This window comes from Pelagibacterium sp., assembly GCF_048264985.1.
Lineage (GTDB): Bacteria > Pseudomonadota > Alphaproteobacteria > Rhizobiales > Devosiaceae > Pelagibacterium.
The window spans coordinates 1-24053 of record NZ_JBLXCL010000007.1 but is presented as its reverse complement, the minus strand read 5'-3'; the positions used below and the strand labels follow the sequence as shown (position 1 = coordinate 24053).

Sequence of the window (24053 nt, the reverse complement as noted above, 5' to 3'; positions counted from 1 at the left end):
GGATGTCGTCGTCGCCATCGGCCATGGATCAGTCTCCCTGCTCGGCGCCGCGCGCCGCCAGGTAGGCGGAGATGCGGGTGTTGATTTCACTGGAAATGGAATTGATGTCGCGTACCAGACCGCCATCGGCCCATTCGAGCCTACCGTCGCCCATGCTGATCTCAGGGTCGCCCATGACGATGAGGCGACCGGCAAAGCCAGACATCTTCATTCGCTCTTCGGCGATTGCCTTGATCGCATCGCAAAGTCCGGGATGGCAGCGGATGACAAGGTGCGGCGCCGCTTCGAGCGATGCCATGCACTCCGAGAGCAGCGCTGCCAGCTCGGTCTGGGGCTCGCGCGCGATAAGGTGCGCGGCGAGCTTGCGACCGACCGACCCTGCCAGCCCAACCGATTGCTCAAGGTGGCGCTTTTCGTAATCCTGGATGGTCTCGACCATCGCTGCGACTTGACCGGCCAACTTTTCGGCGGATTTTGCGAGAGCTGCTGCTGATTGGGATTCGACACTCGACTGTCCGGCTGCGAGCCCCTGGCGGTAGCCTTCTTCGCGCGCCGCGGCGACCATCTGCTCGAACTCATGTTCTGCCATGACCTTATTGGCGGGCGGCTTGTGAGCCAGATCGAGATCGAAAGTAAATTTGTGGGCGACGCTCACAGGATCATCTCCTCATCGGCCTTGCCCTTGTTGATGACGATTTCGCCGCGTGCCGCCAGATCCTTTGCCGTGTTGACCAGGCGCGATTGGGCTTCGTCGACGTCCTTGAGCCGGACAGCGCCCATGGCCTCCATGTCGTCGCGCATCATGCCGGCGGCGCGGGTGGACATGTTGGCAAAGAAGAATTCCCGCGCTGCGTCGGAGGCGCCCTTGAGTGCCAGCGCCATTTCCTTTTTGTCGAAGTTTTGCAGCAAGGTCTGGATGGCAGCGGATTCGAGGCGCGCAAGATCATCGAACGTGAACATGAGCGCCTTGATGCGCTCGGAGCTATCGCGATTGACCTCTTCAAGCGCCGTCATGAAGCGCGCTTCGGTCTGACGGTCGAAGGCGTTGAAGATGTCGGCCATCTGCTCGTGGCTGTCGCGCCGCTGTGTATGGGACAGGGTCGACATGAATTCGGTGCGCAGCGTGGATTCAATTTTTTCGAGGATTTCTTTTTGAACCGGGTCGATCGAGAGCATGCGCTGGACGACGTCGAGCGCCAGTTCCTCGGGCAGAACCGAGAGCACGCGCGAGGCGTGATCGGGAGAAATCTTGGTCAGGACTACGGCGATGGTCTGCGGATATTCGTTCTTGAGATAACTGGCGAGGATGTCTTCCTGAACGTTTGAGAGTTTTTCCCAGATATTGCGGCCGGCAGGACCACGGATCTCTTCCATGATCTGCTCGACGCGATCTTGTGGAAGAAAGGACAGTAGCAGGCGTTCGGTGGTGTCGGAATTGCCCGACATGGTGCCGGTCGAAGACACACCCATGATGAACTCTGCAAGCAGCTCGTCGAGCATTTGCTGCGTGATCGGCCCAAGGCGCACCATGGTCCGCGAAAGCGTCCGGATTTCGATTTCATCGAGTTCTTCTAGGATCGGGCGGCCGAAATCCGGGCCGAGCGCCAAAAGCAGCGCAGCGGCTTTTTCGTCACCGCGCATCTGGCGCTGGGTGGCGTCATCTCCGACCTGAAGTCCCTTTGAGGGCGCGACATTCGGGGTTGCGTTGGGTTCAGTTAGCGCCATGAGTAGTTTACGCCGCCTCGCTCAGCCAGTCGCGAATAATCAACGAGGCCTGTTTGGGGTTTCCTTCGACGAGTTCGCCGACCATTTTAAGCGCCTTGACCTGAGACTCGCCAAGCGATTTGGCGGTTTCCATCCAGGCTTCCGTCGCCGCTTCACGCGCACGAACTTCGGACATGGGGTCTTCTTCGGGCTCCTGATATTCGGCAGGAACGCTTGATGCCTCGGGTAGGGCAAGCGGCTTGGGCTCGGGCGCCAGCACCTTTTTGACCAGAGGACGCATGACGAACAGCATCAGGGCCAAGGCGATCAGAAGGGTGACGGCCATCTCGGCGAACTTCATGAGATCGTCGCGGGTGAATTCGAACAGGCCGGGCTCTTCGGTTCCCGCTTCGATGCCGGGGCGTTCGGCGAACTGCATATTGACGACTTCGATCTGATCGCCACGGTCGGCGTCAAAGCCCATCGCTGTCCGCACCAATGCCGTGATCTGGTCGAGTTCGGCCTGGTCACGGGGTTCGTAGATTGCATTGCCCGCTGCATCGTAAGTGTACACGCCATCGACAACCACGGCGACGGACATGCGCTTGATCGAGCCTGCCTCGGTGACCTGGGTTTCGGTGGTCGAGGAGATTTCGTAGTTGAGCGTTTCCTCAAGCGTATTGGAAGAACTTTGGGCGCCGCCCTGGCCGCCCTGCTCGGATGCGCCTGGAAGTTCGTTTGCGACCGTAACCTGACCGGTGTTTCCCGGCCCATTGGTCTGGTCGCCGGTTTCCACCATCTGAGTGGAGCGCACGACCTGGCCATCGGGATCGAAGGTCTCGGAGGTGCGGGTAGCGCGGTTGAGATCGAGTTCGGCAGATACCTGAACACGGGCTCGGCCCAGACCGACCACCGATGCGAGCAACTCTTCAAGGCGCGAGCGCATACGTGTTTCAACACCCAGTGTCCGCTCTTCCATGGCTTGAGCGGTGATCGAGAGTTCTCCTTCGCCCGACCCCGATGCCAGCAGCGAGCCTGAGCTGTCCACTATCGAAACCGCATTGGGCGAGAGGCCCTCGATGGCAGAAGCCACAAGGTGCTGGACGGCACGGATCTCACCTGACGAGAGCTGACCGCGCACGGTAAGGACGATTGATGCGGACGCTTCCTGAATGTCGCGGCGGAACAGTTCTCGCTCGGGCAGAACCAAATGGACGCGTGCGCTTTGAACCCGGCTCAACCCTCCGATGGTGCGGGCCAGTTCACCTTCCAGGGCGCGAATGTGGTTGATGTTCTGGACAAAGCTTGTTGCACCAAGCGTGGATTGGTTGTCGAAGATTTCGTAACCGACCTGACCACGTGCCGGGAGGCCGTCCTGGGCAAGCGACATGCGGATTGTGGTGATTTCGTCGCGCGGCACGAGGAGCGTGGCGCCTTCATTGCGGATCTCGTAGGGGATGCCCATGCCACCGAGTTCGGCAATGATAGCTGCGGAATCATCGAATTCGAGATTGGTATAGAGGGGCGCCAGCTGGGGGGTGGTGGAGCGCACCATGATGAAGGCAAAAAAGCCCAGTAACATGACGGCGACGACGCCCATGGCGGCGATGCGTGCCACGCCGAGCTTGCCAAGCAGTTCCCCCAATTGATTCACGCAGCACCCTCAGCCTAGTCGTTTTGGTGTTCTTGACGCTCAAACCGAAGCGTCCAGGACGAAGGCGCAATCAAATCACCGAGCCCACTGGGCAAAATATGCCTAGCGTATGGTAAACAAGGTATTAACTATCTCTCGCACAATGCAAAAACGGCAATTTTTGCCGCATTCGTATGTGGGAAAACTTGGGGCAACGCACAAAACCCGCCACGATGATCGTGGCGGGTTTTGATTTTGAAGGCGTGAAAGCCGTGTGCTGAACGCCGGTGTTCAGCCTTCCCGATAATGCTGGATCCAGGTAGTCCGCAGCCCGGCAAGACCATGCTTGTCGATTGCGGCCTGCCAGTTAAGGAATTCGTCGACGCTCAAGGTGTAGCGCTCGCAAGCCTCTTCGAGACTCAAGAGCCCACCACGAACGGCAGCGACGACCTCAGCCTTACGGCGGATGACCCAACGCTTCGTATTCGGAGGCGGCAGGTCGGCAATGGTCAGCGGACTGCCATCGGGACCTATCACGTACTTTACGCGCGGACGCATTTGGACGGTCATTTTACTCTCTACTCAACCTGACCATAACCAGCGCTTACACTAGCGCGCGTGGCTTAAAATTTGGCTAAGCGGAAACTTACAACCGGTTAAGATCGCATGCAGAATGCGATAGCAAAACGCACGCTCTTTGAGGGCGCCATGAATAAATTCAATGGGATAGATCTAAGGGCCTCAGGCCGCTTCCTGCTCGGGGTCCGGTGTCTCTGGATCGGGCGCTGGATTGGAAGTAGTTGCATGGACTGCGGAAATCGACGAGAGCGGAATGCGCAGGTTGCCGATCAGGATGTAAGGTTCGGCGCCGCTGACATCCACGCCATCGACAACACCTTGCATTTCGGTGGTGACAGGAACGTATTTGCCATTCCCGTCGCGTGCGTCGATCGTGATAGTGAAGCGTCCAGATGTGACTTTGGTGCCCGAGGACGTGGTTCCGTCCCAGACAATCTGGTCGGTGCCGGCAGCGAGCGAGAGGTTCTCGGTATAAACGACGTTGCCTTTGGCGTCCTTGATCGTAATGTTTGTGTTTTCCGCCGCAGCGTCGACACGGTAGATCCAGTTTGCCCGCCCATCAATCAGATCGGTGGTCGCGCCTGAAGCACTGACCGTCTTGCCGACATAGCCCACCGCTTGCGCGTTAGTCGAATTCTGTGACGACTGCATCATCGTCTCGAGAAACTCGTTGGTCTTGAGCTGCTGTTCGACCGATGTGAATTGCACCAGTTGCTGGGTGAACTGGTTGGTATCGAGCGGTTCGAGCGGGTTTTGATTTTTCAACTGCGTGGTCAGAAGCTGCAGGAAAGTGTCGAAATTGTCGGCGATGGTCTTGCGGCTGTTGCCAAGACCGGAGGATGACGATGTGCCTGAAACTGCATCAACCATGACGTGCGGTCCTTATACCCAGAGATTGACGGCATCGAGCCGTGCGTAGCCATAAGCTGAGGACGCCCGTTCGGGCAGTCCGTCAGTGGCTGCTGAAGATTGCGCCGATGTGTCGGCAATGCTCATGCGCCAAGGCGTTTGCTCGGTGTCGTTGCCGTCCCTGCCGCCGCTCTGCTGGCCCAGCGAGAATTCCAGCTCTGTCTTGCTGGGATCAAGACCGGCCTCCGACAGGGCGCGCTCAAGGGCGCGCTGGTCACGCTGTAAAAGATCGAGCGTTTCGCTGCGCTCCACGGCCAAGCGTGCGACGACATTGCCCGAATTGTCCATTTCCATGCGCACATCAATACGCCCAAGTTCTGCAGGGTTGAGCCGGATTTCGAACCGACTGACGCCATTCTGGACATGCCGGGAAATCTCGGCAGCCACATGGGGGAGATTGATCTGTGCGTCGGGCCGCTGATAAACCGCGGCTTCTGGACGAGCGAGGGCGGAGGAGCCGGCGGTGACGTTCTGAGGTTGCCCTGCCTGAATGGTCAAGCCGTCAGGCGTTTCAATATTATCCTGCGGCGATGTCGCAGCAGCGCCGCCAGCGGCGCCATTTTGCTGTGGCGCGGACTTGCTGTCATTGCCCGATGCAGGCTTGTCGGCCTGACCCCCTTGCACCAGGGAGCGCTCAGCGCCCGCCTCAGTATCGGTTTGTCGAGCGTTTGCAGCCGTGTTTTCCGCTGTTCCGAGTTTTCCGGTTTCGCCTTCCTGCGCTGCAATCGCGGCTACAGGGTTGAGGCGGGTCTCGCTTTCGGCGTGCTTGACGGCGAGATTGGCTTGCGATTGCTCGTCGGCCAATGCGCTCTGGATCGCTGCTGCGTGACTGTCGAGGTTCCGTGTCAGCGTCGTCAGGCGTGCAGCAAGTTCTGGGGCGTCGTCGCGTAATTTGTCGGCCATGTGCGAGGACAGAGCTGCCAGTGTATCGAGAGCGCCGGCATCTTGGCCAGAATCGACCCCAAGTTCTGCCGCCAGATCTGAAAGGGCAGCCAGCGCAGGTGATCCTTGCGGCGGCAGGGCTGTGCCCTGATCAAGCAAGCCTTCAATTCCGGCGAGTAGTTCATGGAGTTGGTCGAGATCGGTCGCGTCGATCGTCTCGCCGTCCTTTAGCTTTTCGGAAAGCGCAGTCAGCTGCTCTAGCAGTGCTGCCAATTGGTTGCCCAACTCAGCTTCCGCCAAAGGCTCGCCAGTCGGGATAACGGGGGAAGCCGCAGGACCGATCTGGTTGCCGGTGCCGTTTTTTGCTGTCTCATCGCGCGTAATCAGGCTCGAAAAATCGATTGCCGAGCCGGCATCGCTTCCCGGTTTGGCCGGTACGATGGTGGGGGCGAGCTTGTTTCCGATGCTGATCGCGTTGGTCACTGGTCTTGAACTCTTATGCGCACAATTGGTCATTGGGAGCTTTGCAAAAGCAATGCCAGTCTTGTGTTTTTTGATTATCAAATAAATATCAATGACTTAAGTTCTTGACTCGTGCGGTTCGTCTTTTTTCGGGCGGCAGGATTGACCGGGGGAGCGGCAAAAAATGCCGCCCCGCGTTGCGGAGTGCGCCGCAAGGGCGTAAAAGCCGCGATCACTGCCGGATCGATGTGCGATCCGGTTTGTCCGCTGGCCCTTGACCCCAACCGGATGAGAGAAAGAAATGGTAAACTCCCTTGGTTTCGACCGGCCTCCCGGCGAAACGCGCGTCGTCGTCGCAATGTCGGGCGGCGTGGATTCTTCAGTCGTTGCCGGACTTCTTGCCCGTGAGGGCTATGAGGTGATCGGTGTAACCCTGCAGCTTTACGATCATGGTGAAGCCACGTTCCGGAAGGGATCGTGCTGCGCAGGGCAAGATATTCACGATGCACGCCGCGTGTCGGCAACCCTTGGCATCCCCCACTACGTCCTCGACTACGAAGAGCGGTTCCGAAAGGCCGTTATCGAGCCGTTTGCCGAAAGCTATGCGCTTGGTGAAACGCCAATCCCGTGTGTTTCGTGTAACCAGTCGGTCAAATTCGTCGACCTGATGGAGGTGGCTCGTGATCTGGGAGCTGATTGTCTGGCGACTGGTCATTATGTCCGCTCGCGGATGGTGGACGGCAAGCGCCAGCTGTTGCGGCCGCTTGATGGCGATAAAGACCAGACATATTTTCTGTTCGCGACAACATCCGGTCAGCTCGATTTTCTGCGCTTTCCCCTTGGCAACATGACCAAGGACGAAACACGCGATTTAGCGCGGGACATGGGGCTTGTGGTGGCCGAAAAGAGCGACAGCCAGGACATCTGTTTCGTGCCCAAGGGCTCGTATTCCGATGTTATCAAAAAACTGATGCCCGAAGCTGAAAAGCCCGGCGATATCGTCGATGCAAACGGCCGCTTGCTCGGCCAGCACAAGGGCATCATCCACTATACGGTCGGGCAGCGTCGCGGGCTGGGTATTGCTTCGGGGGAGCCGCTGTATGTGCTGCGACTTGATGCAAGGACTCAGCAGGTCGTGGTGGGCCCCAAGTCGGCGCTTACAGCGCGTACTGTGCGCTTGCGCGATATCAATTGGCTCGGGCCACGCCCGCTCGCCGAGATGGCTGACGGCAACGGGCTGGCGCTCGAGGCCAAGGTGCGATCGACGCGTGCGCCCCAAGAGGCGGTGATCAATATTCGTGACGGCGAGGTCTATGTTACATTGATTGCTGGAGAGAGCGGTATTGCCCCCGGACAAGCCTGCGTCCTTTACTCCGACGATGGCGCCGATGCACAGGTGCTTGGCGGCGGGTTCATAGCCGAGGCGGTTCCGGCGACGCTCGTCGCCTGAACCATCGCTGCTTACTGAGCCTGTTCAACTTCATCGGGCGTTTCAGCGGTCTGCTCATCGCCGGGTTCGATCGTGGAAAGATCCTCAACGGCGCTTGCGCCAGCCACATTGCCTTCACCCCACTCATTCATCGTGGCGATGATGGTTGCGCCAATTGTGATAACGGCGAGCGCACCGAAGATCAAAAGGATGATGCGATTGCCCCAATTGGTTTTTTCGGTTTCAGCCATTGTCATCTCCTAGGTGCAGGCGGTGCGTTATCCCTGACATAAGGGCGCGTAAGAAAAAATTCCAAGGATTTTGCCGCGCCAATCGTCACACATGCAATTAGACTTTGCGCACGATGGCTGAAAGGGCAGGGGTGGATCAGGTATTGGGCATCGACGATACCATAACGCGCGCGGCGAAGGGAGATCGCTCGGCCTTTGCCGCGCTGATCGCACAGCACTATGATTTCCTTTATCGCACCGCATACAAATGGTGTGGCAATCGCGAGGATGCCGAAGATGTGGCTCAGGATGTCTGTGTCAAGCTGGCGACTGCGATAGCGGGCTTTGACGGGCGCTCGGCATTTACAAGCTGGCTTTACCGCATTGTGCTCAATGCAGTCCGCGACCGTCAGCGCCAGGGCGCGCGGCGCAGCCGACAGGTCGAGGCACTTGCCCATGTGAGTGACGCACAGATGGCGCCCGAACAGGAGAGCGCGACAACGCAATCGCAAGTCTGGGAGGCAGTCCGCATGCTGCCCGAAAGACAGCGCGACGCCGTGCTGCTTGTCTATGGTGAAGATATGTCTCATGCAGCTGCGGCCGTCATCATGGGCGTCAGGGAAGCTACAGTGTCCTGGTATGTTCATGAGGCCAAGAAGGCCCTGAAAGGGTTGGTTTAGCTATGGACGACAAACTCAAATCCGCATTTGGTGGCACTACGCCGCCACCGTCCAGCCACGCGCGGGAGCAGGCCATAGCCGCTGCCATGTCGGCCTTCGATGCTGCTGAGGAACAGAAAAAAGCACATGCCGTCCAAGGATTCTCCCTGGGGCAGCGTCTCAGGTCCATCGTTTCCAAGATCAAAGGGACATGGACAATGGATATGCGTATACCGCTCGGAGCCACATTTGCCGCGCTTCTGGTATTGCCACTTGGCGTCGCCATGATGAACCAAACTGCGCTTAGCCCTCTCGATAGTTTACGTGGGCAGCCCCAAAACAGTCCGGCCGACCGCGAAATGGCCCAAGCCGAAGCGCCCGAGCCGGCGGCGTCGCTCGAAAGCGCCTCTGAAATGGATTTGAGCGACACATATGTTGCCGAACCAATGCCTTCTCCCGCGCCTGCACCCGTGATGGCCCAGCGTCAGTTCGATAGCGTGGCGCCGAGCGCGCAAGGGAGTGGAATTTCGACGCTGAACGCTGCCGGGGACCAGTTTACAGCGTTCGATGAAGGCGGCGTTCAAATTGTTGCCGATACCCCGGTTTCGACATTTTCGGTCGACGTCGACACTGCAGCTTATGCCTATATGCGTGGATCGCTCGAGTTGGGGCAAATTCCGCCAGCAGATGCGGTTCGTGTCGAAGAGCTGATCAATTATTTCGATTACAGCTATCCCGCGCCGACCGGCGATATCCCATTTGAAACTTCGGTCGCGGTGACGGCATCGCCCTGGAATTCGGAGAGCCGGTTGGTTCATATCGGAATTCAGGGGCAAGCTGTCGACATAACGTCTGTGCCGCCAGCCAATCTGGTTTTGCTGATCGACACGTCGGGTTCGATGGATGAGCCGAACAAGCTGCCGCTGCTCAAGCGTGCGTTCGCCCTGCTGATCAATGAAATGGGACCAGATGACACGATCTCGATCGTTACATACGCAGGTCGTGCGGGCATTGTACTCGAGCCCACGCAGGCGAGTGAAAAAGCGGCAATCCTTCAGGCGCTTGACGGTTTGATGCCAGGCGGCTCCACAGCAGGTGAGCAGGGCATAGAAGCCGCCTATGGCCTGGCTGAAAGAGCATTTATTGAAAACGGGACCAACCGCGTGCTGCTGGCGACAGATGGCGATTTCAACGTCGGCCTGTCCGATCCGGACGGATTGGAGCGCTTCATTGAAACCAAGCGCGACGACGGGGTGTTCCTCTCGGTTCTTGGATTTGGAACCGGCAATTACAACGACGCGATCATGCAATCGCTTGCGCAGGCCGGAAACGGCAATGCAGCCTATGTCGACAGCTATTCAGAAGCGCGCAAGGTTCTGGTCGAGGAGCTGGGGGGCACTCTGATGGCCATTGCCAAGGATGTTAAAATCCAGGTGGAATTCAATCCCGAGACGGTCTCGGAATATCGGCTGATCGGTTATGAAACGCGGGCTCTGGCGCGCGAGGATTTTAACGATGATGCAGTGGATGCAGGCGATATCGGGGCAGGGCATACGGTGACAGCGATTTACGAGGTCACCCCGGTCGGCGCACGCGGGTCCGTTGATCCGTTGCGCTATGGCAACAATGAGTCCGCATCTTCATCGGACGCTGAGAGTAACGAACTTGGCTTTCTCAAGCTGCGCTACAAGGCGCCCGATAGCGATGTGTCCCAGCTGCTTGAATCCCCGATCCTGCCCAATCAGGTCGGCGCAATCGAACAGACAGATATCGACTTCGCGGCTGCGGTGGCGGCATTCGGGCAAAAGCTCAAGGGGTCGACGCATTTGCTCTCAATGAGTTGGGCCGATATCAGAGCGCTCGCCGTCTCGGGGGTTGGAGATGACCCCTTGGGACGGCGGGCCGAATTTGTAAGGCTGGTCGATATTGCAGCGGGCCTTGAGTGAACAACGAAGGGCCCGGATGCGTCCCGGGCCCTTTTTTTAATCGATGACCTTTAGGCCGGCCTCGATCTGGGCTCGTTTAGGCTCCAGAAAGGGAGGCAGCGCGAGGCTCTCCCCTAGTGTCTCAATCGGTTCGTCGACGTCAAAGCCAGGGCCGTCCGTAGCGATTTCGAACAGAATGCCGTTGGGCTCACGAAAGTAGAGCGAGGTAAAATAGTAGCGCTCAACTTCGCCCGAACTGCGTAAGCCGGCCTGTGTGGCGCGTGCGACCCAGTGATCGAACTGGTTTTTGTCCGGGGTGCGGAAGGCAACGTGGTGGACACCTCCGGCCCCGGGGCGGGCAAAAGGCAAATCAGGTTCGACAGCCACGTGAAGCTCAGCTGAGGCACCGCCATCTCCCATGGCAAAGACATGGATTTCGCCTTGGCCCTCGGTTGCAGGATGGGTGCGGATCTTGCGCATGTTCATCACTGTGGTCAGAACCGGCTCAGACCGTTTGAGATCCGGCACGCTCATGGTGATCGGGCCCAGACCTTTGATCTGGCGCTCCAACGGCACCGGGCTCTTGTCCCAAGGGTGCGCGCCACCCGCCCGCGTGTCATTGACAAGACGAAGGCGCTGGCCCTCGCTATCCTCGAAATCGAGCGACATGTGGCCAGCGCGTTCAGCGATGACGGACGTTTTAACACCATTGGCGTCAAGATGGTCTTTCCACCAGGATAGCGCAGCTTCGCCCTCCACGCGGAACGCTGTGCGCACTATAGAGTGCGTACCGCGATGCTCGGGCGCGGTGGGCCAGTCGAAAAATGTGATGTCGGAACCAGGCGAGGCTTTGCCGTCGCCGTAAAACAGATGATACGCACTTGTATCGTCCTGATTGACAGTGCGCTTGACCAGCCGTAGCCCCAAAACCTTCGTGTAAAAGCGCAGGTTTTCGCGTGCATTCGCAGTTACGGCTGTCAAATGATGCAGTCCGGTGAGTTCGAGTGTCATTACTGTCTCCAAAAGCCAGTGATCGTTGCACCTAACATAGAGCGGGACCGGGTTCGTCAAAACGTGCCTAAACTGAATTCATTATTCGCAGGCGCTGAACGATAACTTCTCGGCAGAGTGGGATTGCACCTCATGAACCGAGAACATAGCATGAATAAACGGTTCGGCTCTCATTTACCCGCAAGCTGGCGATCCTCTCGGATGCCGCCAAATATGATGCCTCCTGCGCTTCGAGCGGGATCAAAAAGCGCTCTGCGACCAAGGGCGGTGACATTGGCTCAACCGAGCCGGCGCGAAGCGTTGGGCTCCGGCAAAAAGTGTATGTGACCAGCGCTGTGAAGCACTTTAGATTCGTGCCGCGGGGCAAAAAATGTATGCATCATCACCCCAATAGTTGTGAAGTTTCATCCTGCCGATTCTGGCTCGATCACGATCGGCATCGGTTGGGCCGAAGAATATCGTGGCGCTCGGCGCGACGGGGCGCAACCCTCTCGCGTTTGCGCGGCGCACCAAGCAGGCTCGAAGATTGAACAGTGGTTTTCATCACTGCTTGCCCCGCCTATCTGCTGCGACTTCCCGACAGGGAAAGGGCTTGGAACGAGCGGGAGACGTTCGTGCGCGATCTCGATGCGATCGGTCAATTTATGGAAAGCGTCAAACCAGGCAGCGTGACGCTTGACAGCACGAACGCGCGTCCCTAATAAGCCCCGTGCCGTCAGCCCTTCATGTCGTCGGCAGGCCATCCATACGGCCATGCCCTACTGGGGCGGAGTAGCTCAGCTGGTTAGAGCAGCGGAATCATAATCCGCGTGTCGGGGGTTCAAGTCCCTCCTCCGCTACCACTTTGTATCACCCTCGAAATGGCCCGGAAATCTTGGGGTTTGCCCAAAAGTGGTAGGCGCCGCGCCGGATACGTGACACCGCGATGTGTCACCGTCCAGACGCAAGGTTTTCGTCTTATGGCACGGGCCGCTTACATCATCCGAAAATCCGGTCGATACTGGTTTCAGAAACGATTCTTTCTGAGAAACTATATTGCCCCGAACCTCCCTACCCACTTCCGGATATCGCTCAGGACAGCTGACTATCACATCGCAGTGTGTCGCATGCTGAAAGTGGCCAATATGATGCAGAATTACGAATTTCGCGAAGATATCAACACCCTTGCCAATGCCTTGCTCGCCGACATGCAGCGCTTCAATGCAAGAAACGGAGGTCTTGACGAGGCCGATCTGGTCGAGCGTCGAGCTTTGGAAACATTGGTCGTGCGCCTGATCAGCGAGGCCCGGATTGCAGAACACCCCCTTACGACTTCGCCTCAAGGCTTTTGGCCCACCTGGATGGGTTTCGTGAACAACACTGCGATGATGGAGCAGTTGCAGTCAAAAAGATCCCCGTTTCCGGTCCGGAGCACGTCGCACACAAGGTGGATTACGGAAGATCCTTTTGCTTCAGAAGGACCCGACACCGCCACCGGACCCAATTTGGATGTCGTCCAAACGCAAAACTCCGCAGCTCACGCCGGCGTCATAGACGCCAGTTCGACGATTTCTCAGGTCCGCCGTGCCTTCCTTCAACAGCGCCTTATTACCGATGGCGATGGTCGAGCCGAAGAGAGCATTGGGCTGATCCTTCAGTTTCTCGTTGATTTTCTAGGCGACAGACCGCTCGGAAGCTTAACCGCGAGCGACTTTTTACGCGTTGAAAATGCCCTCCCCGAAATTCCTCATCCTCGCGGTGTTCCGAAGGAGTATCAGGCCTCTCTTCATACCCGGTGGTTGTACGCACAAAGCGCAGGGTGGGAGGGGCTGACGCCCATTTCCAAGGTGAGGCTGCGTAATGCGTGGCACGGGGGTCTGCACGCATTTTTCAAGTGGGCGAGAGCAAAGGCGGCCTATGACGGCCCGAATTACGAATTCCGTCTTGTATCTCGAAAAAATCGTGCGGAAATTCCGCGCGATGCATGGAAGCCCGAAGAAATACTCAAGCTATTCTCTTTGCCGTTGTTCGTCGGCTGCAAGTCTGCCGCACATTTCTGGCAGCCCGGAACCGTCTTCGTGCAAAATCACATTTACTGGGCGTATCTGCTGATTTTCTTCACTGGAATGCGCCCCTCCGAGATTGGAAAGCTCCGCTTGGATCAAGTGATCGAGATCGAGGGTGTCTGGTATCTGGACTTTAGAAATGAAAGCGGACAGACAGCTGCGACGACGGTCAAGTCAGTAGCCGGCAAGCGTCTTATTCCGATACCTGCACTTATCATCGATCTGGGCTTTCTGGACCGAGTTGAAGTGCTTAGGAAAAAAGGGGAAACGAAAGTATTTCCCGAATGGAAATTGTATACTCACAAGGTCTCTGGAAGAGAAATGTGGGGACATGATTTTTCTAAATCGTGGCAGTATGTAAAGGTAAAATTCAGTTTCGAGCGGCCGCAACTCACTTTATATGGCGGTCGACATACGCGCGCGACATGGTACGATCAGGCTAGTATTCCCCAGCGTGTAAGAAACAGACTTCTCGGGCACGCATCAACGAACATTGCTGATGGATATGGTGCCATTCACATTACACCTGAAGAAGCCAAGCTCGTACTTTCCAAGATAAATTCTGTGGAAATTGCCGTAGCTGAAATTTTGATAGAAGCGAAGCTGAGGGCGGATTACGGATTGTTGGAGACTTCAAGTATTGTGTAATTGCTGTCCACACCTAGGCGTGACTTGAGTGGAAGGCAGTCGATCACATTCTGACGTGCCCAAAAATTCATCAGGTTATTTCTACCAAGACCGATTTTAGGCAACTGGTGTCAAAGAGGGCCTCGTCGGAAATTTCGATAACCTCGGCATCGTGGATGCCGAAAGCAAAGCCTCTGTGCGGCAAACGGGATCGGCATCACCACCCAAGATTCTGGCCCGCGAGAGCGGAAGTGTTCCTCCAAGTGAAATACCTGCGAGGTGCAGATATGCGGTGGATCCAGAACGCGCCCGCGTCGTGGAGGTTGACCGGTCGCTCGTCCAAACATCCGCGTAAAAGCAACGGCGAGCTACGATCCTTGGAAGAAACAACTCGTTTCACAACGCACTCGTGATATCAGCGGGATTCAGACGCTGTTGAGAAAGACGTTAAAAAAAACGTTTTCAGAGCCCCCCTGTACACCCCCGTTACCTCATGACGCCGAGACACATTTCGCGTCCCAAGAGTCACTTTATGGACAAGTTCAATTTCCGCCATGGCCTGTCCATAATGTGATTCATAGGGCACGGTTAATGTCTCAAAGTGCGCAATAGGTGTTTCCGGTTTTAGCTCACCTAGTCCAGTTCCCCCATTTCGGCCATTCGGCGAGACATCCCATCACCGCGGCAACGGCGCGATCGGGGCCGGTGGCAGTCTGTCCGCTTTTGGTGATCGTCGATAGAAAGCAGACCTCCTCCGAGTCCGACGGCAACTAGGAGCCAAGATTATAGCAGGTGCAAACAAGGAAGCCGCCCGATAGGCGGCTCCTTTTGTCGGCGGCGGACATTCTGGTCGTTGTCGCGCCACCGCCCCGTGACGGCCTCCATACCTATCGGTATGGTGGAGCGTGATCCAAGAACCTGCCAAAACGGAAACCTACTACCTCGACGAGAGTGGCAGCAGCGGCGACCTCGCCGATGCAGGGCCGAGCCTTGGTTTCGGTTCCCAGCCCGTGTTCGTGCTGGCCTGTCTTGGGGTGGACGACCCAGTGGCCCTGCAAGAGGAGCTGTCGCGACTAAGTCGCCTGCACCGCCTCCGGTCAGGCGAGCTCAAATCCAAACATATTCGAACGAAACCTCGATTCATTGCCGACCTCGCCACCTACCTGTCGATAAGAAGATTGCCGTTGTTCGTTGAGGTGGTGGAGAAGCGTTTCCAGCTTTGCGCCATGATGGTCGATAACCTCGTCATGCCGCCCGTTGGGCCGATGGACCTTGAGCCGGGAGCCCTCTGGGTCAAAAAAATGATGGCCGAGTACATGCGGCAGTACATGCCCGAGGCCGTGATGTTGGCCTACATCCACGCCTGTAATGCGCGGACACAGGAAGCCACGGAGGCAGTATACAAAGCCTTGCTCGATTGGGTGGAGCCGCTCGCGCAGAGCAACGAATTTGCCTGGGGTATCCATGATGCCGCCGCCGATACCCTCGGTGATTTTAGAGAACTCGACGCTTCAGACCCCGAGCGCTGGCGGCGCGGACTGCCGATTCCTGATGATAGCAAAAACGGCAAGCCGTTCTGGATGCTTCCCAACCTCAGTTCATTCACCAACATCTATGCCCGCCTGAACCACAGACACGGACGCCGCGTGAAGGACCTCGTTCTGATCCACGACGAGCAATTGCAGTTCGACCAAATTCTGCACAAGTCCAAAGTGGCAGCGGAGTCTATGGCTCGACAGAAGGCGGTGCCGTCGCTGCGATTTGCCAACTATGACTTTGCCGAGCAGGCCCAATTGACCTTTGCCCGATCCGATGAGAGTGCGGGCATACAGGCTGCAGACCTGCTAGCAGGTTTCACAATGCGCTACGCGCAGGATGTGCTCTTTGCCGAGAAGACCGTACACCCGTCCGCCACCGAGGCCTTCCACTCCCTCCTGGAACTGTCCGTTCCGCGGTTGGCCATCGGGTTCAACTTCATGACCTCGACGCCGCATGCGGGGAAAATCCAATTGTTCGGGGTGTCGCCAAGATGACCGCAGGCACACTGAAGGCGGCCGAGATGGGTACGAAACTGGCGAGAGACCTTCCCCTCATAGCTCCGATTTTTTCACATGACGGACCGGGGACGTCAATCCATCTAGCCGAAGGACAGGTGACGCTGGAGACGAAGGGCAAAACGTACACCGGAAAGGGACAAGCCCGTCTCGAAACCGCCCCAGACGAGCGACTGAAGGTGACGTGGGTAGCGGACACGGCGGCAAGTGCCGACTGGTGGCGCGTCGATGACCGGGACGACCTCATCATGAGGTTCGGGCCGCGGGGCAAGCCCATCAACATGCTGGTCACGCGTACCGCCTATACCTCTGAGGGCGCGGTGACGCTCGACATGATCCCCAAGTCCGGTGCCCCGTCCCAATTTCGGGACCGGCGGGTCAAACTGGCGCAGCTTGTCGTCCATATACTGAACTTTCCGCTTTTCATCGGGCCTGACGACATCCTGCACAACGAGGCAGTGGGGGGATCTCGGCGGTTAGGCCGTGTTGTTTTCGCCAATGCCGACTGGTCCGTCGAAATGCAGGAGCTACCCACTGCCAAGAAGACCGTGGAGCAGCTGAAAACCTTGGGCGGCAATGCCATGACGCACATTGCCGAGATTCGCAGGGCCAATGGTCGCATGTTTTCTATTGGCGACGCGGAAAGGGTGGTCTATGGCCTGCACCAGTTCCTGTCCTTTGCGCGCGGTCACGCTACCTCAGTGTTCGGAGCCGTCGGTTTTGACCGAGAGGGCGGCAGGGCCTACGAGCAGTGGGGAACGTTTCCATCGACCTCTTGGGTAGCCCGAACAAGTTGGTTCGACGTCCATCATGCCGAAGCGCTCACCGCACTCTTTCCGGGTTTCATGAAGGTACGCGATCATCCGCAGACCGCCGGAGCAGTTTCCAAAGCCCTCTATTGGTACCTGCGGAGCAATCGCGGCGGTTCCGGAATGGGAACGGACGGCGCGCTGATCTTGTCACAGGCGGCTCTGGAAGGGCTCTCCACTACCGCGCTCACGGTCGCGGGCATCCCTCTGCCGAACACTGCCGCCGACAAGATACGGGGTGCATGCATCGGTTGGGGTATTCCGACAGCCATACCCGCTGAACTGAAAAAGCTGCGCAGCGGTAGGCGAAAGGGCGCTTGGGCCGATGGACCCGAGGCGTTGACGCGTGTGAGAAATGACCTCGTGCATAGCGGTCGTCGTTCGTCCACGCCGCTCGGTCCCGTAGTTCCTGAGACGTGGCGACTTGCGCAGTGGTACCTTGAGTTGGCCATCCTGAGGATGTGCGGCTATGCCGGCAACCACTCGAGCAGGCTGACGGCGCGTTGGGTCGGCGAGGTCTCGCCGGTTCCCTGGGCGCCAAGAACCCGTTCGCGCTGATTGCGGCAGTGGACAGTATTTCCGGCTTGTCTATGTTGCTGCATGGCGATTTTCGATGCCGGTCCGCTTCTGGCACTTCGCTGCCCGCTCCTGAACGTCCGGAATGGCGCGCGTTGCTGCTGGCCCCTTCAGGCTGGAAGCTGCTGAAGAGCGTCGGGGGCCGCAAGCGGATAGGCAGCTTTAAGGACCGGCGACAGCGTTAGCTGCCACTAGAGTACGTTCTCCACGCTTGCCCGGGCCTGGGCGGCACCACTTCGGTCCTGTCTCGATCAAACGGTCTGAGCTACGGCGTTCGGCCCGCATCTTCACGCATGATTTCCGACACCAGCGACGTCATCGCGCTCGCGATCCGCCATGCCTGGAACAATTCTTCGTGGAGAGCTTCCAGATCGGCGATAATCGCTTCGCGCCCTTCATTGGTCTGGATCTTGAAATTATGCCGTTCGTAGAAGCCGTGATTCAGTCGGTTCCTCGCCTTGAGAGCTGACGCAAATCTATCCTCCAGGCCGCTATCGAGAGCGACACGGCCCTTGAGGGCCGTTAGGAGGCGTCCGAGCGTGCTCCTGTCAATCTCGTCGAGGGCGGCGCGCGCCTTCTCACCGTCCGGCGCGAGGTGCCAGCCGTGCTCGAGCGCCTGAGAGCATAGTATCAATGTGCCGAGCTCAGTTTCGAACAGCTGCGCGGCCTCGGCCGTAATCCCGAATTTCGCGTAGAGCTCCTCTCGTGTCGCCACCGTCCTCACTTCGCCCCAGCGATGGGTTTGGGCGCCGCAGCGCCGAGTTCCCCCAGGAACCGGCTCGGTAGGAGGTTCGCCATGACGCCGGACTTGGTCTTAAACGCCACGTTGGCGCCGTAGGCATCCTTAATCGTCATCTGCTGCGGATAGCTGATGAAGAGACTGCCTGGTCGACCTTGCGCCAAGTCGGACTTCACGCGCGTGATCCCGACATAAAAGAGCCTCCGCGCTTCCTCTAGGACGGCATCCTTCACCTGCTTGGGCCAGTCCGGATCGGGCGCCGCCGGCAGAATACCCTCGACGCAGCCTGCAATGAATACGAAGGGTGAGCTTAGGCCCTTGCTCTTGTGAAGGCTCATGAGCCTTACTTCCTCAACGGTGGGAGGAATGTCGGGCTGGGTGATTTCCTCCATCATGCCGCCAAGCAGTTCTCCCGGATCCCCGGCCGTCTCCTGTTGTGCCAGGGCCAGGTCACGCAACTCCAACAAGTTCTCGTCCCCAGCTGGGAAAAGTGCGTCAACGAAGGCGGGCAGGTCCGCCTTCAGGTCGTCCAGAGCAGCCAGCTCCGACCGGATCGCCTTGAACCGCTCCACGAGCGGCTTCGTATAGGGAAGCGTTAGCACATCGTCCGCGAGCTTCTGCATCGCGGTCCATGGGCTGTCTCCGCTGGCCTCGCAATGCGCCCGCACTCGCGTATACGCGTTCCGTCGAAAATCACCTTCGCCGGCGCCCAGCAGATATCGGAGCGCCACCCGGTCCTCATTGTTGAGGAGGAGCTTGAAAGTCGCGAAGCGCTCCTGCGCCGAGCCGGAGTCGAGCTGGCTTTCCTCGTAGTACGACTTGGCGGGAACACCCGCCTGTTTCAGCGCCTCGAGAATGGGGCGGCCCGCGACGGCGCGCTGGACGAGAATGATGATTTCGCTCGGGTGCACGCCGTTCGCGAGCAGGTCCGCCACCTTGTTGGTGATCCACTTCGCCTCGCTGGAAAGGTAGGGCACCTGGACGATAGCCACCTCTCCCGGGCCTTTGTCCTGCAGCGCGTTGAGGGCGCGTGGTTGGCGGTTCTTGTTCACGGCGATCAGCGCGTTCGCCATGTCGACCACCGTTGTCGGGCATCGGTGGCAGTCAGCCATCTCGAGGTCCGCGCACTCGGGGTGGAGATCCTTCCATTCTCGGATGCCATCAGGGTGCGCGTTCTTGAAGCTGTAGATGGACTGGTCGTCGTCACCGACGATGCAAATCTCCGCCGCCTCGCCGAGATAAGCGAGAGCAGTCTGCTCGGCTTTGTTGAGGTCCTGAAATTCGTCGATCAGAAGATGCCTGAATTCCTTCCGTTCGGCTGCGGCCGGGTTGTCTTTTAGGTAACGGACCAGGTACGGGATGAGCTCGCCGATCAGCATGCCCTGATGGAAATCCAGCCAATCAAGCAGATGGGCCTGGAACTGCTTTTCCTCGACCGTCTTCGCGAAACCCGGCTCATCTCCTTGGCTCTGAGCCCACGCGGCTGTATATCCCTGCATCATCCTCTTGACCGAGCGCTTCCCGCCGTTGTCGCCAGCAAGGTCGCAGATCATGGCCTTCGTTTCGAAGGTGTTCAGTGGCCGGGGAGCTCGACCGACTGCCTCGAGAACGTGCTTCCGCGAGAGGATGCGCATCGCGAGGCTGTGCAGCGTTTGCCCCTCAAGGTCCTCGCACCCCGGCGTGTCCAGCTTCTGCAGCTCGCGGTGCAAATCCTCCGCTGCCACGCGCGTGAAGGTAACCGCCAGAATCTCGTCCGGTGCGATCCCCGACTCGAGCAGCCGCGCCACGCGCCGCTTCATCGCGAATGATTTTCCCGTTCCTGGCCCCGCAATCACCCGCACCCGTGGTTCCGGCGCCGCCGCGATTCCGTAGGCAACGCCGCCCTGATCGAGTCCTGTATCCCAAGCCAATACTCGCCCCCCCAAATGTTCGTGTCTGGATATTAATCGCGTGGAATCTAACGGCATTCCGGCGCCCGTTCAAAGGGCAGTCTACATGGCACGCGTTTGCAACCTGCCGCCAATTCGTCGGTACGGCCTGCAGCCATTCATCGGCTCGGTGCTGGTGAGGCTAGCGGAGGGGATGCGCGAGATGCCCGGGCACCAATGCAAGCACCACGTCATGTATCCCTGAGTGCATCCGGTCGGCGGCCAACTTCCAAGGTCGCGGGCGGTAGATTATGCTATCGGAGCGTGTCCGGAGGGGAGAGCTGATGAAGAAACTAAGCCATCTCGACAAGTACGCCGCACTCTTTCACGAGAAGATGAAGCAGACCGATCCGCTCCTTCAGGCAGTCCTGACGGGACACCTGATCATCGAGACCGCGCTAGACAACATCCTGGCCGTGGTCTTCTTCCACCCCGAACACCTCTTCAAGGAAGCCCGCCTCAGCTTCTCGCAAAAGGCCCACGTCGTGCGCGCGTATGGTTTACGGAAAAATGACAACTCGATGTGGGACATAATCCTCACGGTGAACTCGGTGCGCAACGAAATCGCCCACAATCTCGCGGGCGAGGGACGTAACGCAAGGCTGCAGCAGCTCCGATCACTGTTTAGGGCCGAAGCCAGCGGCGAGATGCAAGCCATGCTCGAGCAGGATTGGGGGGAGCTGAAGGATGTGCCCGACCCGGTGATCGTGGTCTGGGCCTGCTCGCTGTGCACGGGCTTTCTTGGGGAGTTCGAGGCCGATGTCTCGTCCCTGAGGAACACAATTGACGCGCTCGATGACAGCATGAATCCTGACCGAGAGCGGGTCACAAGAAAGACGCCGGAGGAGGCGAAAGCCAAAGCAAAGAAGCCGGGGAAGGGGGACGCATGATGCGGTTCAGGCAGGAGCATCTGGAGGCGATCGCCGACGCGCTGGGCGATACCGACCAGGGCCTCAAGAACAGCGAAATCGATTTCCTGTTAGAGAGCGCGAAGCTGAAGAACCCCGGTCCCGGCACGAAGCGCGACAGGATCTACAATGCCTTCGTCGAGTACCAGAACCGGGAGCAGAAGAACCTGCACATCCTGGCCTTCATCCGGAAAGCGTTGAAGCCTGCACGGTTCGTCAGGTTTCCCGAGCGATATGAACCGATGCGCGCGAACGTGAACCGCGCACTGGCATTCACTGGCCTCTATGTCGACGATACCGGGAAGCTCGACAAGGGCGGGATGGCAACCACGCTGCCGGAAGCCGAGCGCCGGGCCTCTGAACTGAGGAAGGACCTCCTGTCCCGGGGTACCCATCCCGACGTGCTAGATTTCTGTCGGGCGGAACTCATAGCGGACAACTACTTTCACGCCGTCCAAGAGGCCGTGAAGAGCGTCATCGAGAAGCTGCGCAAACGGACTGGTCTCATCGATGACGGGAACGTGCTGTTCGACCGCGTCTTCGGGGGCGAAACCCCGATGCTTACAATCAATGCGTTCAGGTCGATGAGCGAGATGAGCGAGCAGAAGGGGTTCGTCAACCTGCTGAAGGGAACGTACGGCACCTTCAGAAATCCTACCGCGCATGCACCGCGGAAGGACTGGGAGATGAAGAAGGAGGATGCGGAGGACCTGCTTTCACTGCTCTCCTTCATTCACCGCAGGATCGACAAAGCGACGATGCCGCCGAGAATCTGAACGCTGCAGCCCTCGCTCCACGTAAGACCTGTCGTGCCCTCCATTCCGATGAGATGTCTGAGCGGCCTATCGCGCTGACAATGATCTGATTCGGGTTCTCGAGATCGCCCCGCAACCTTGAGCATGGTTGCTGTGACGTCCGCATTTTAGAAGCGGCGATGACCCTCGCAACGGCGGATCCAGCGCTTCGCCGACAGATATTATCCGGCGCTGAAGTACTGATCACAGAGTGCCTTCCATGTCTTAACCTTTTCCATTGGGACACCGTGGAAGATCAGAGTTTTCTCCATCCACTCGAAATGCTCTGCGAGTTGACTGCCGAGCACAGCTTTCACATCACTGTAACCTCGTCCATTGCCTGGGGCATTTTCGTCATGTCTTTGCCACCAGAGCCAGTGGGTCATTCTGAACGGCGAGCCTCCTTCAGGGGAAAAGCTACGTGCCGACTCGTGAATTGCAATGCCGTAAGGAGGAGCCGTTCCTTCGGCCTTATAGGCCTGGATGATGGGCGGACCGAATAGAACATTCTCCAGAAAGGCCGGCGACTGTTGCATCCTCTTGCTCATCCCGCCCGCCAGCTCTTGACCCCTGTAAACAGGGCCAAATGCGATTGCGCCTCGGATAAGGCATCTGTCGTGAGGTGCCTTGGTTGCAATGAACAATGAAGCCATCGTGACCATCACTGTCTGAACCATGGAGATTATTTCTGTCTTGCTCTCAGACACAAGATAGATACCATCGTTGATGGGTAGGCGTGTACCGGTGAACTTGTGTTCTTTAGCGGATCGTTCGACCGCCATATGTAGGCGCACCAAGAAATTGGCAGACTTCTGCACCGAAACAGACATAATGTGTCCGGCCCCCATCAAGTCCAGCCAAGCCACGTATACGGGAGCCGCAGGCGCAATGTTCTCGGAAGAGAACTTCAGCAGCTCCCTTTGAGTTTTCGCGTATTCGTACACTGCATGTTCGTCGGCCAATTGACATCCTCCGCCATCGGCCGATCAGTAACTGCTCGGTAGCTGCCTGCCAATGTCGTTATTTTTTCCCTGGAAGTTATTACGTGTCGGTACCCCCATCGGCCCTTCGCGACGCGCTTATCGGAAAGACATCAATATGATGCCGGTCCCCAGTCCAACCCGAAACGCCCTTCCGACTGCAACGCGAACGATGTCTGCTTTTGTGATCTGAAAGGTTCGCGCCGAATGGCGAGAATGAGGGCGCCTAGGCGACCTCCAGTGCATCGCGCGATCATGCCGATCGGGGTATATACGGCGGTCTCCATCTTCCAGTTAGCGGGCGTTTCTCCGGCAGAGTATATCGAAACCCGTCAACACCAACCCAATCGAGCTCGGCTGTGACAGTCAACGCGCACAAAGTTATCACAGCAATTGCCGTCCGCTATCTTGATGCGGCAAGGGTCCTACACAAGAACTCGACCACAGCGGATACCTTTTGGGAGCCACAGAATCACCTCTTCGCGATGGCGGCAGAGTTGGCGCTCAAAGCCTTCCTCGAGCGCGCCGGAGTATCGGAAAAGGAGCTTAAGCGCCAAGATGTCCGGCATTCACTAAACTCTCTCCTTCTTCTGGCGATCAGCAAGGGCCTTCGGACCAGTCACGAGGTTGCCGAGGTTCTCATAGAGATGGATGAAGCCCACTCCTCTCACGCCTACCGGTACGTCCCACGCCCGGAAGAAGGTGAGGTGGTTACGATATACTCCGCCCACCCAGCAAGGGCATATCAAGCGATCCAGCGGCTGATGGACCAATGTGCAGCCGATCCCGCGATCCACAGAACAAATACCAAGTTTCCGGAGGAGTGGCCGCCAGCCTCCCTGCCGGTGCATCCCGTGACCATTGTACAAATGCAGGAATGGATAGCGGAGAAGCAAAGCCTTCGAGAATTTGCGAGCACGATCCGTACATCGCGACCGAGCGTCAATGACTGATTTTCTACCCCATCTGGTCGTTAGGCGTGACGAACGACAATGTCCGCTTTCGAGAAATCACAATGGCAGGCGCAACGGCGGGAATGGTGAAGGTTTTCGGGTGCCGGCAGGCGTACGAAAGCCCCTCATGCAGGAACCCGCGGTCGGCATGCTTTGAGCTATGGGGTTTTATGTTTTGGGGCTGCCAGGGATTGAGCAGCTTGAGGAGCGTTTATTG

The 24053-nt window shown here is 58.0% G+C and carries 20 protein-coding genes and 1 tRNA gene; 10 read left to right on the top strand and 11 right to left on the bottom strand.

Annotated features, from left to right (window positions below):
• Positions 1-28: 28 nt before the first annotated feature.
• From ACN0TA_RS15205 to ACN0TA_RS15180, 6 genes are all read right to left on the bottom strand, one after another.
• A complete protein-coding gene (locus ACN0TA_RS15205; RefSeq protein WP_417584445.1) occupies positions 29-655 on the bottom strand; it encodes a hypothetical protein in 627 nt (208 codons plus the stop codon).
• A complete protein-coding gene (gene fliG / locus ACN0TA_RS15200) occupies positions 652-1725 on the bottom strand; it encodes a flagellar motor switch protein FliG (protein WP_417584443.1) in 1074 nt (357 codons plus the stop codon). Before fliG ends, ACN0TA_RS15205 begins: the two co-directional genes overlap by 4 nt.
• A gap of 7 nt (positions 1726-1732) precedes the next feature.
• A complete protein-coding gene (gene fliF / locus ACN0TA_RS15195) occupies positions 1733-3358 on the bottom strand; it encodes a flagellar basal-body MS-ring/collar protein FliF (RefSeq protein ID WP_417584441.1) in 1626 nt (541 codons plus the stop codon).
• A gap of 270 nt (positions 3359-3628) precedes the next feature.
• The gene (locus ACN0TA_RS15190) at positions 3629-3907 is read right to left on the bottom strand and encodes a DUF1153 domain-containing protein (protein WP_014131558.1); all 279 of its coding nucleotides are present in this window, start codon (positions 3905-3907) and stop codon (positions 3629-3631) included.
• A gap of 171 nt (positions 3908-4078) precedes the next feature.
• The gene (locus tag ACN0TA_RS15185) at positions 4079-4786 is read right to left on the bottom strand and encodes a flagellar hook assembly protein FlgD (protein ID WP_417584439.1); all 708 of its coding nucleotides are present in this window, start codon (positions 4784-4786) and stop codon (positions 4079-4081) included.
• A 12-nt stretch (positions 4787-4798) separates the two neighbouring features.
• Positions 4799-6190 (bottom strand): flagellar hook-length control protein FliK, encoded by a 1392-nt coding sequence (locus ACN0TA_RS15180; RefSeq protein WP_417584437.1) that lies wholly within the window; start codon positions 6188-6190, stop codon positions 4799-4801.
• Positions 6191-6470: 280 nt separating this feature from the next.
• On the opposite strand from ACN0TA_RS15180, the gene mnmA reads away from it, so the two are divergent.
• Positions 6471-7619 carry a tRNA 2-thiouridine(34) synthase MnmA gene (gene mnmA / locus ACN0TA_RS15175; protein ID WP_417584435.1) on the top strand — a complete coding sequence of 383 codons (1149 nt, stop codon included), beginning with the start codon at positions 6471-6473 and terminating at the stop codon, positions 7617-7619.
• A gap of 11 nt (positions 7620-7630) precedes the next feature.
• Here mnmA and ACN0TA_RS15170 read toward each other — a convergent pair whose 3' ends face one another.
• Positions 7631-7849, bottom strand: coding sequence for a hypothetical protein (locus ACN0TA_RS15170; protein WP_417584433.1), 219 nt, complete (start codon positions 7847-7849; stop codon positions 7631-7633).
• A gap of 113 nt (positions 7850-7962) precedes the next feature.
• Here ACN0TA_RS15170 and ACN0TA_RS15165 point away from each other — a divergent pair, with 113 nt between their 5' ends.
• Both ACN0TA_RS15165 and ACN0TA_RS15160 read left to right on the top strand, forming a co-directional pair.
• Positions 7963-8508: an RNA polymerase sigma factor gene (locus tag ACN0TA_RS15165; RefSeq protein ID WP_417584431.1), complete on the top strand. Its 546-nt coding sequence runs from the start codon at positions 7963-7965 to the stop codon at positions 8506-8508.
• Positions 8509-8510: 2 nt separating this feature from the next.
• Positions 8511-10433: a vWA domain-containing protein gene (locus ACN0TA_RS15160; protein WP_417584429.1), complete on the top strand. Its 1923-nt coding sequence runs from the start codon at positions 8511-8513 to the stop codon at positions 10431-10433.
• A gap of 36 nt (positions 10434-10469) precedes the next feature.
• Here the strand turns inward: ACN0TA_RS15160 and ACN0TA_RS15155 are convergent, their stop codons facing one another.
• Positions 10470-11423 carry a ring-cleaving dioxygenase gene (locus ACN0TA_RS15155; RefSeq protein ID WP_417584427.1) on the bottom strand — a complete coding sequence of 318 codons (954 nt, stop codon included), beginning with the start codon at positions 11421-11423 and terminating at the stop codon, positions 10470-10472.
• A 765-nt stretch (positions 11424-12188) separates the two neighbouring features.
• On the opposite strand from ACN0TA_RS15155, the gene ACN0TA_RS15150 reads away from it, so the two are divergent.
• The 4 genes from ACN0TA_RS15150 to ACN0TA_RS15135 all read left to right on the top strand — a co-directional run bounded on the left by ACN0TA_RS15150 (position 12189) and on the right by ACN0TA_RS15135 (position 17516).
• A tRNA-Met gene (locus ACN0TA_RS15150) sits at positions 12189-12265 on the top strand.
• 264 nt (positions 12266-12529) lie between these two features.
• A complete protein-coding gene (locus ACN0TA_RS15145; RefSeq protein WP_417584425.1) occupies positions 12530-14116 on the top strand; it encodes a tyrosine-type recombinase/integrase in 1587 nt (528 codons plus the stop codon).
• A gap of 884 nt (positions 14117-15000) precedes the next feature.
• Positions 15001-16128 carry a DUF3800 domain-containing protein gene (locus tag ACN0TA_RS15140; protein ID WP_417584423.1) on the top strand — a complete coding sequence of 376 codons (1128 nt, stop codon included), beginning with the start codon at positions 15001-15003 and terminating at the stop codon, positions 16126-16128.
• On the top strand, positions 16125-17516 hold the full coding sequence (locus ACN0TA_RS15135; RefSeq protein WP_417584421.1) for a hypothetical protein: 1392 nt from the start codon (positions 16125-16127) through the stop codon (positions 17514-17516). Before ACN0TA_RS15140 ends, ACN0TA_RS15135 begins: the two co-directional genes overlap by 4 nt.
• 283 nt (positions 17517-17799) lie before the next feature.
• On the opposite strand, the gene ACN0TA_RS15130 is transcribed toward ACN0TA_RS15135, so the two are convergent.
• The gene (locus tag ACN0TA_RS15130) at positions 17800-18249 is read right to left on the bottom strand and encodes a hypothetical protein (protein WP_417584419.1); all 450 of its coding nucleotides are present in this window, start codon (positions 18247-18249) and stop codon (positions 17800-17802) included.
• Positions 18250-18254: 5 nt separating this feature from the next.
• Positions 18255-20183, bottom strand: a complete 1929-nt coding sequence (locus ACN0TA_RS15125; protein WP_417584417.1) for an ATP-dependent helicase — start codon at positions 20181-20183, stop codon at positions 18255-18257.
• A gap of 302 nt (positions 20184-20485) precedes the next feature.
• On the opposite strand from ACN0TA_RS15125, the gene ACN0TA_RS15120 reads away from it, so the two are divergent.
• A complete protein-coding gene (locus ACN0TA_RS15120) occupies positions 20486-21091 on the top strand; it encodes a hypothetical protein (protein WP_417584415.1) in 606 nt (201 codons plus the stop codon).
• On the top strand, positions 21088-21885 hold the full coding sequence (locus ACN0TA_RS15115; protein WP_417584413.1) for a TIGR02391 family protein: 798 nt from the start codon (positions 21088-21090) through the stop codon (positions 21883-21885). The genes ACN0TA_RS15120 and ACN0TA_RS15115 overlap by 4 nt, the downstream gene beginning before the upstream one ends.
• Positions 21886-22085: 200 nt before the next feature.
• Here the strand turns inward: ACN0TA_RS15115 and ACN0TA_RS15110 are convergent, their stop codons facing one another.
• Positions 22086-22865: a hypothetical protein gene (locus ACN0TA_RS15110; RefSeq protein ID WP_417584411.1), complete on the bottom strand. Its 780-nt coding sequence runs from the start codon at positions 22863-22865 to the stop codon at positions 22086-22088.
• Between the two features lie 377 nt (positions 22866-23242).
• On the opposite strand from ACN0TA_RS15110, the gene ACN0TA_RS15105 reads away from it, so the two are divergent.
• On the top strand, positions 23243-23836 hold the full coding sequence (locus tag ACN0TA_RS15105) for a hypothetical protein (RefSeq protein WP_417584409.1): 594 nt from the start codon (positions 23243-23245) through the stop codon (positions 23834-23836).
• Positions 23837-24053 lie beyond the last annotated feature (217 nt).

Coding starts and splice junctions, on each gene's coding strand:
- ACN0TA_RS15165 (WP_417584431.1), top strand. CDS start 7,963: ATGGCTGAAAGGGCAGGGGTGGATCAGGTATTGGGCATCGACGATACC.
- ACN0TA_RS15115 (WP_417584413.1), top strand. CDS start 21,088: ATGATGCGGTTCAGGCAGGAGCATCTGGAGGCGATCGCCGACGCGCTG.
- mnmA (WP_417584435.1), top strand. CDS start 6,471: ATGGTAAACTCCCTTGGTTTCGACCGGCCTCCCGGCGAAACGCGCGTC.
- ACN0TA_RS15190 (WP_014131558.1), bottom strand. CDS start 3,907: ATGACCGTCCAAATGCGTCCGCGCGTAAAGTACGTGATAGGTCCCGAT.
- ACN0TA_RS15170 (WP_417584433.1), bottom strand. CDS start 7,849: ATGGCTGAAACCGAAAAAACCAATTGGGGCAATCGCATCATCCTTTTG.
- ACN0TA_RS15135 (WP_417584421.1), top strand. CDS start 16,125: ATGACCGCAGGCACACTGAAGGCGGCCGAGATGGGTACGAAACTGGCG.
- ACN0TA_RS15145 (WP_417584425.1), top strand. CDS start 12,530: ATGCTGAAAGTGGCCAATATGATGCAGAATTACGAATTTCGCGAAGAT.
- ACN0TA_RS15160 (WP_417584429.1), top strand. CDS start 8,511: ATGGACGACAAACTCAAATCCGCATTTGGTGGCACTACGCCGCCACCG.
- ACN0TA_RS15185 (WP_417584439.1), bottom strand. CDS start 4,786: ATGGTTGATGCAGTTTCAGGCACATCGTCATCCTCCGGTCTTGGCAAC.
- fliG (WP_417584443.1), bottom strand. CDS start 1,725: ATGGCGCTAACTGAACCCAACGCAACCCCGAATGTCGCGCCCTCAAAG.
- ACN0TA_RS15120 (WP_417584415.1), top strand. CDS start 20,486: ATGAAGAAACTAAGCCATCTCGACAAGTACGCCGCACTCTTTCACGAG.
- ACN0TA_RS15155 (WP_417584427.1), bottom strand. CDS start 11,423: ATGACACTCGAACTCACCGGACTGCATCATTTGACAGCCGTAACTGCG.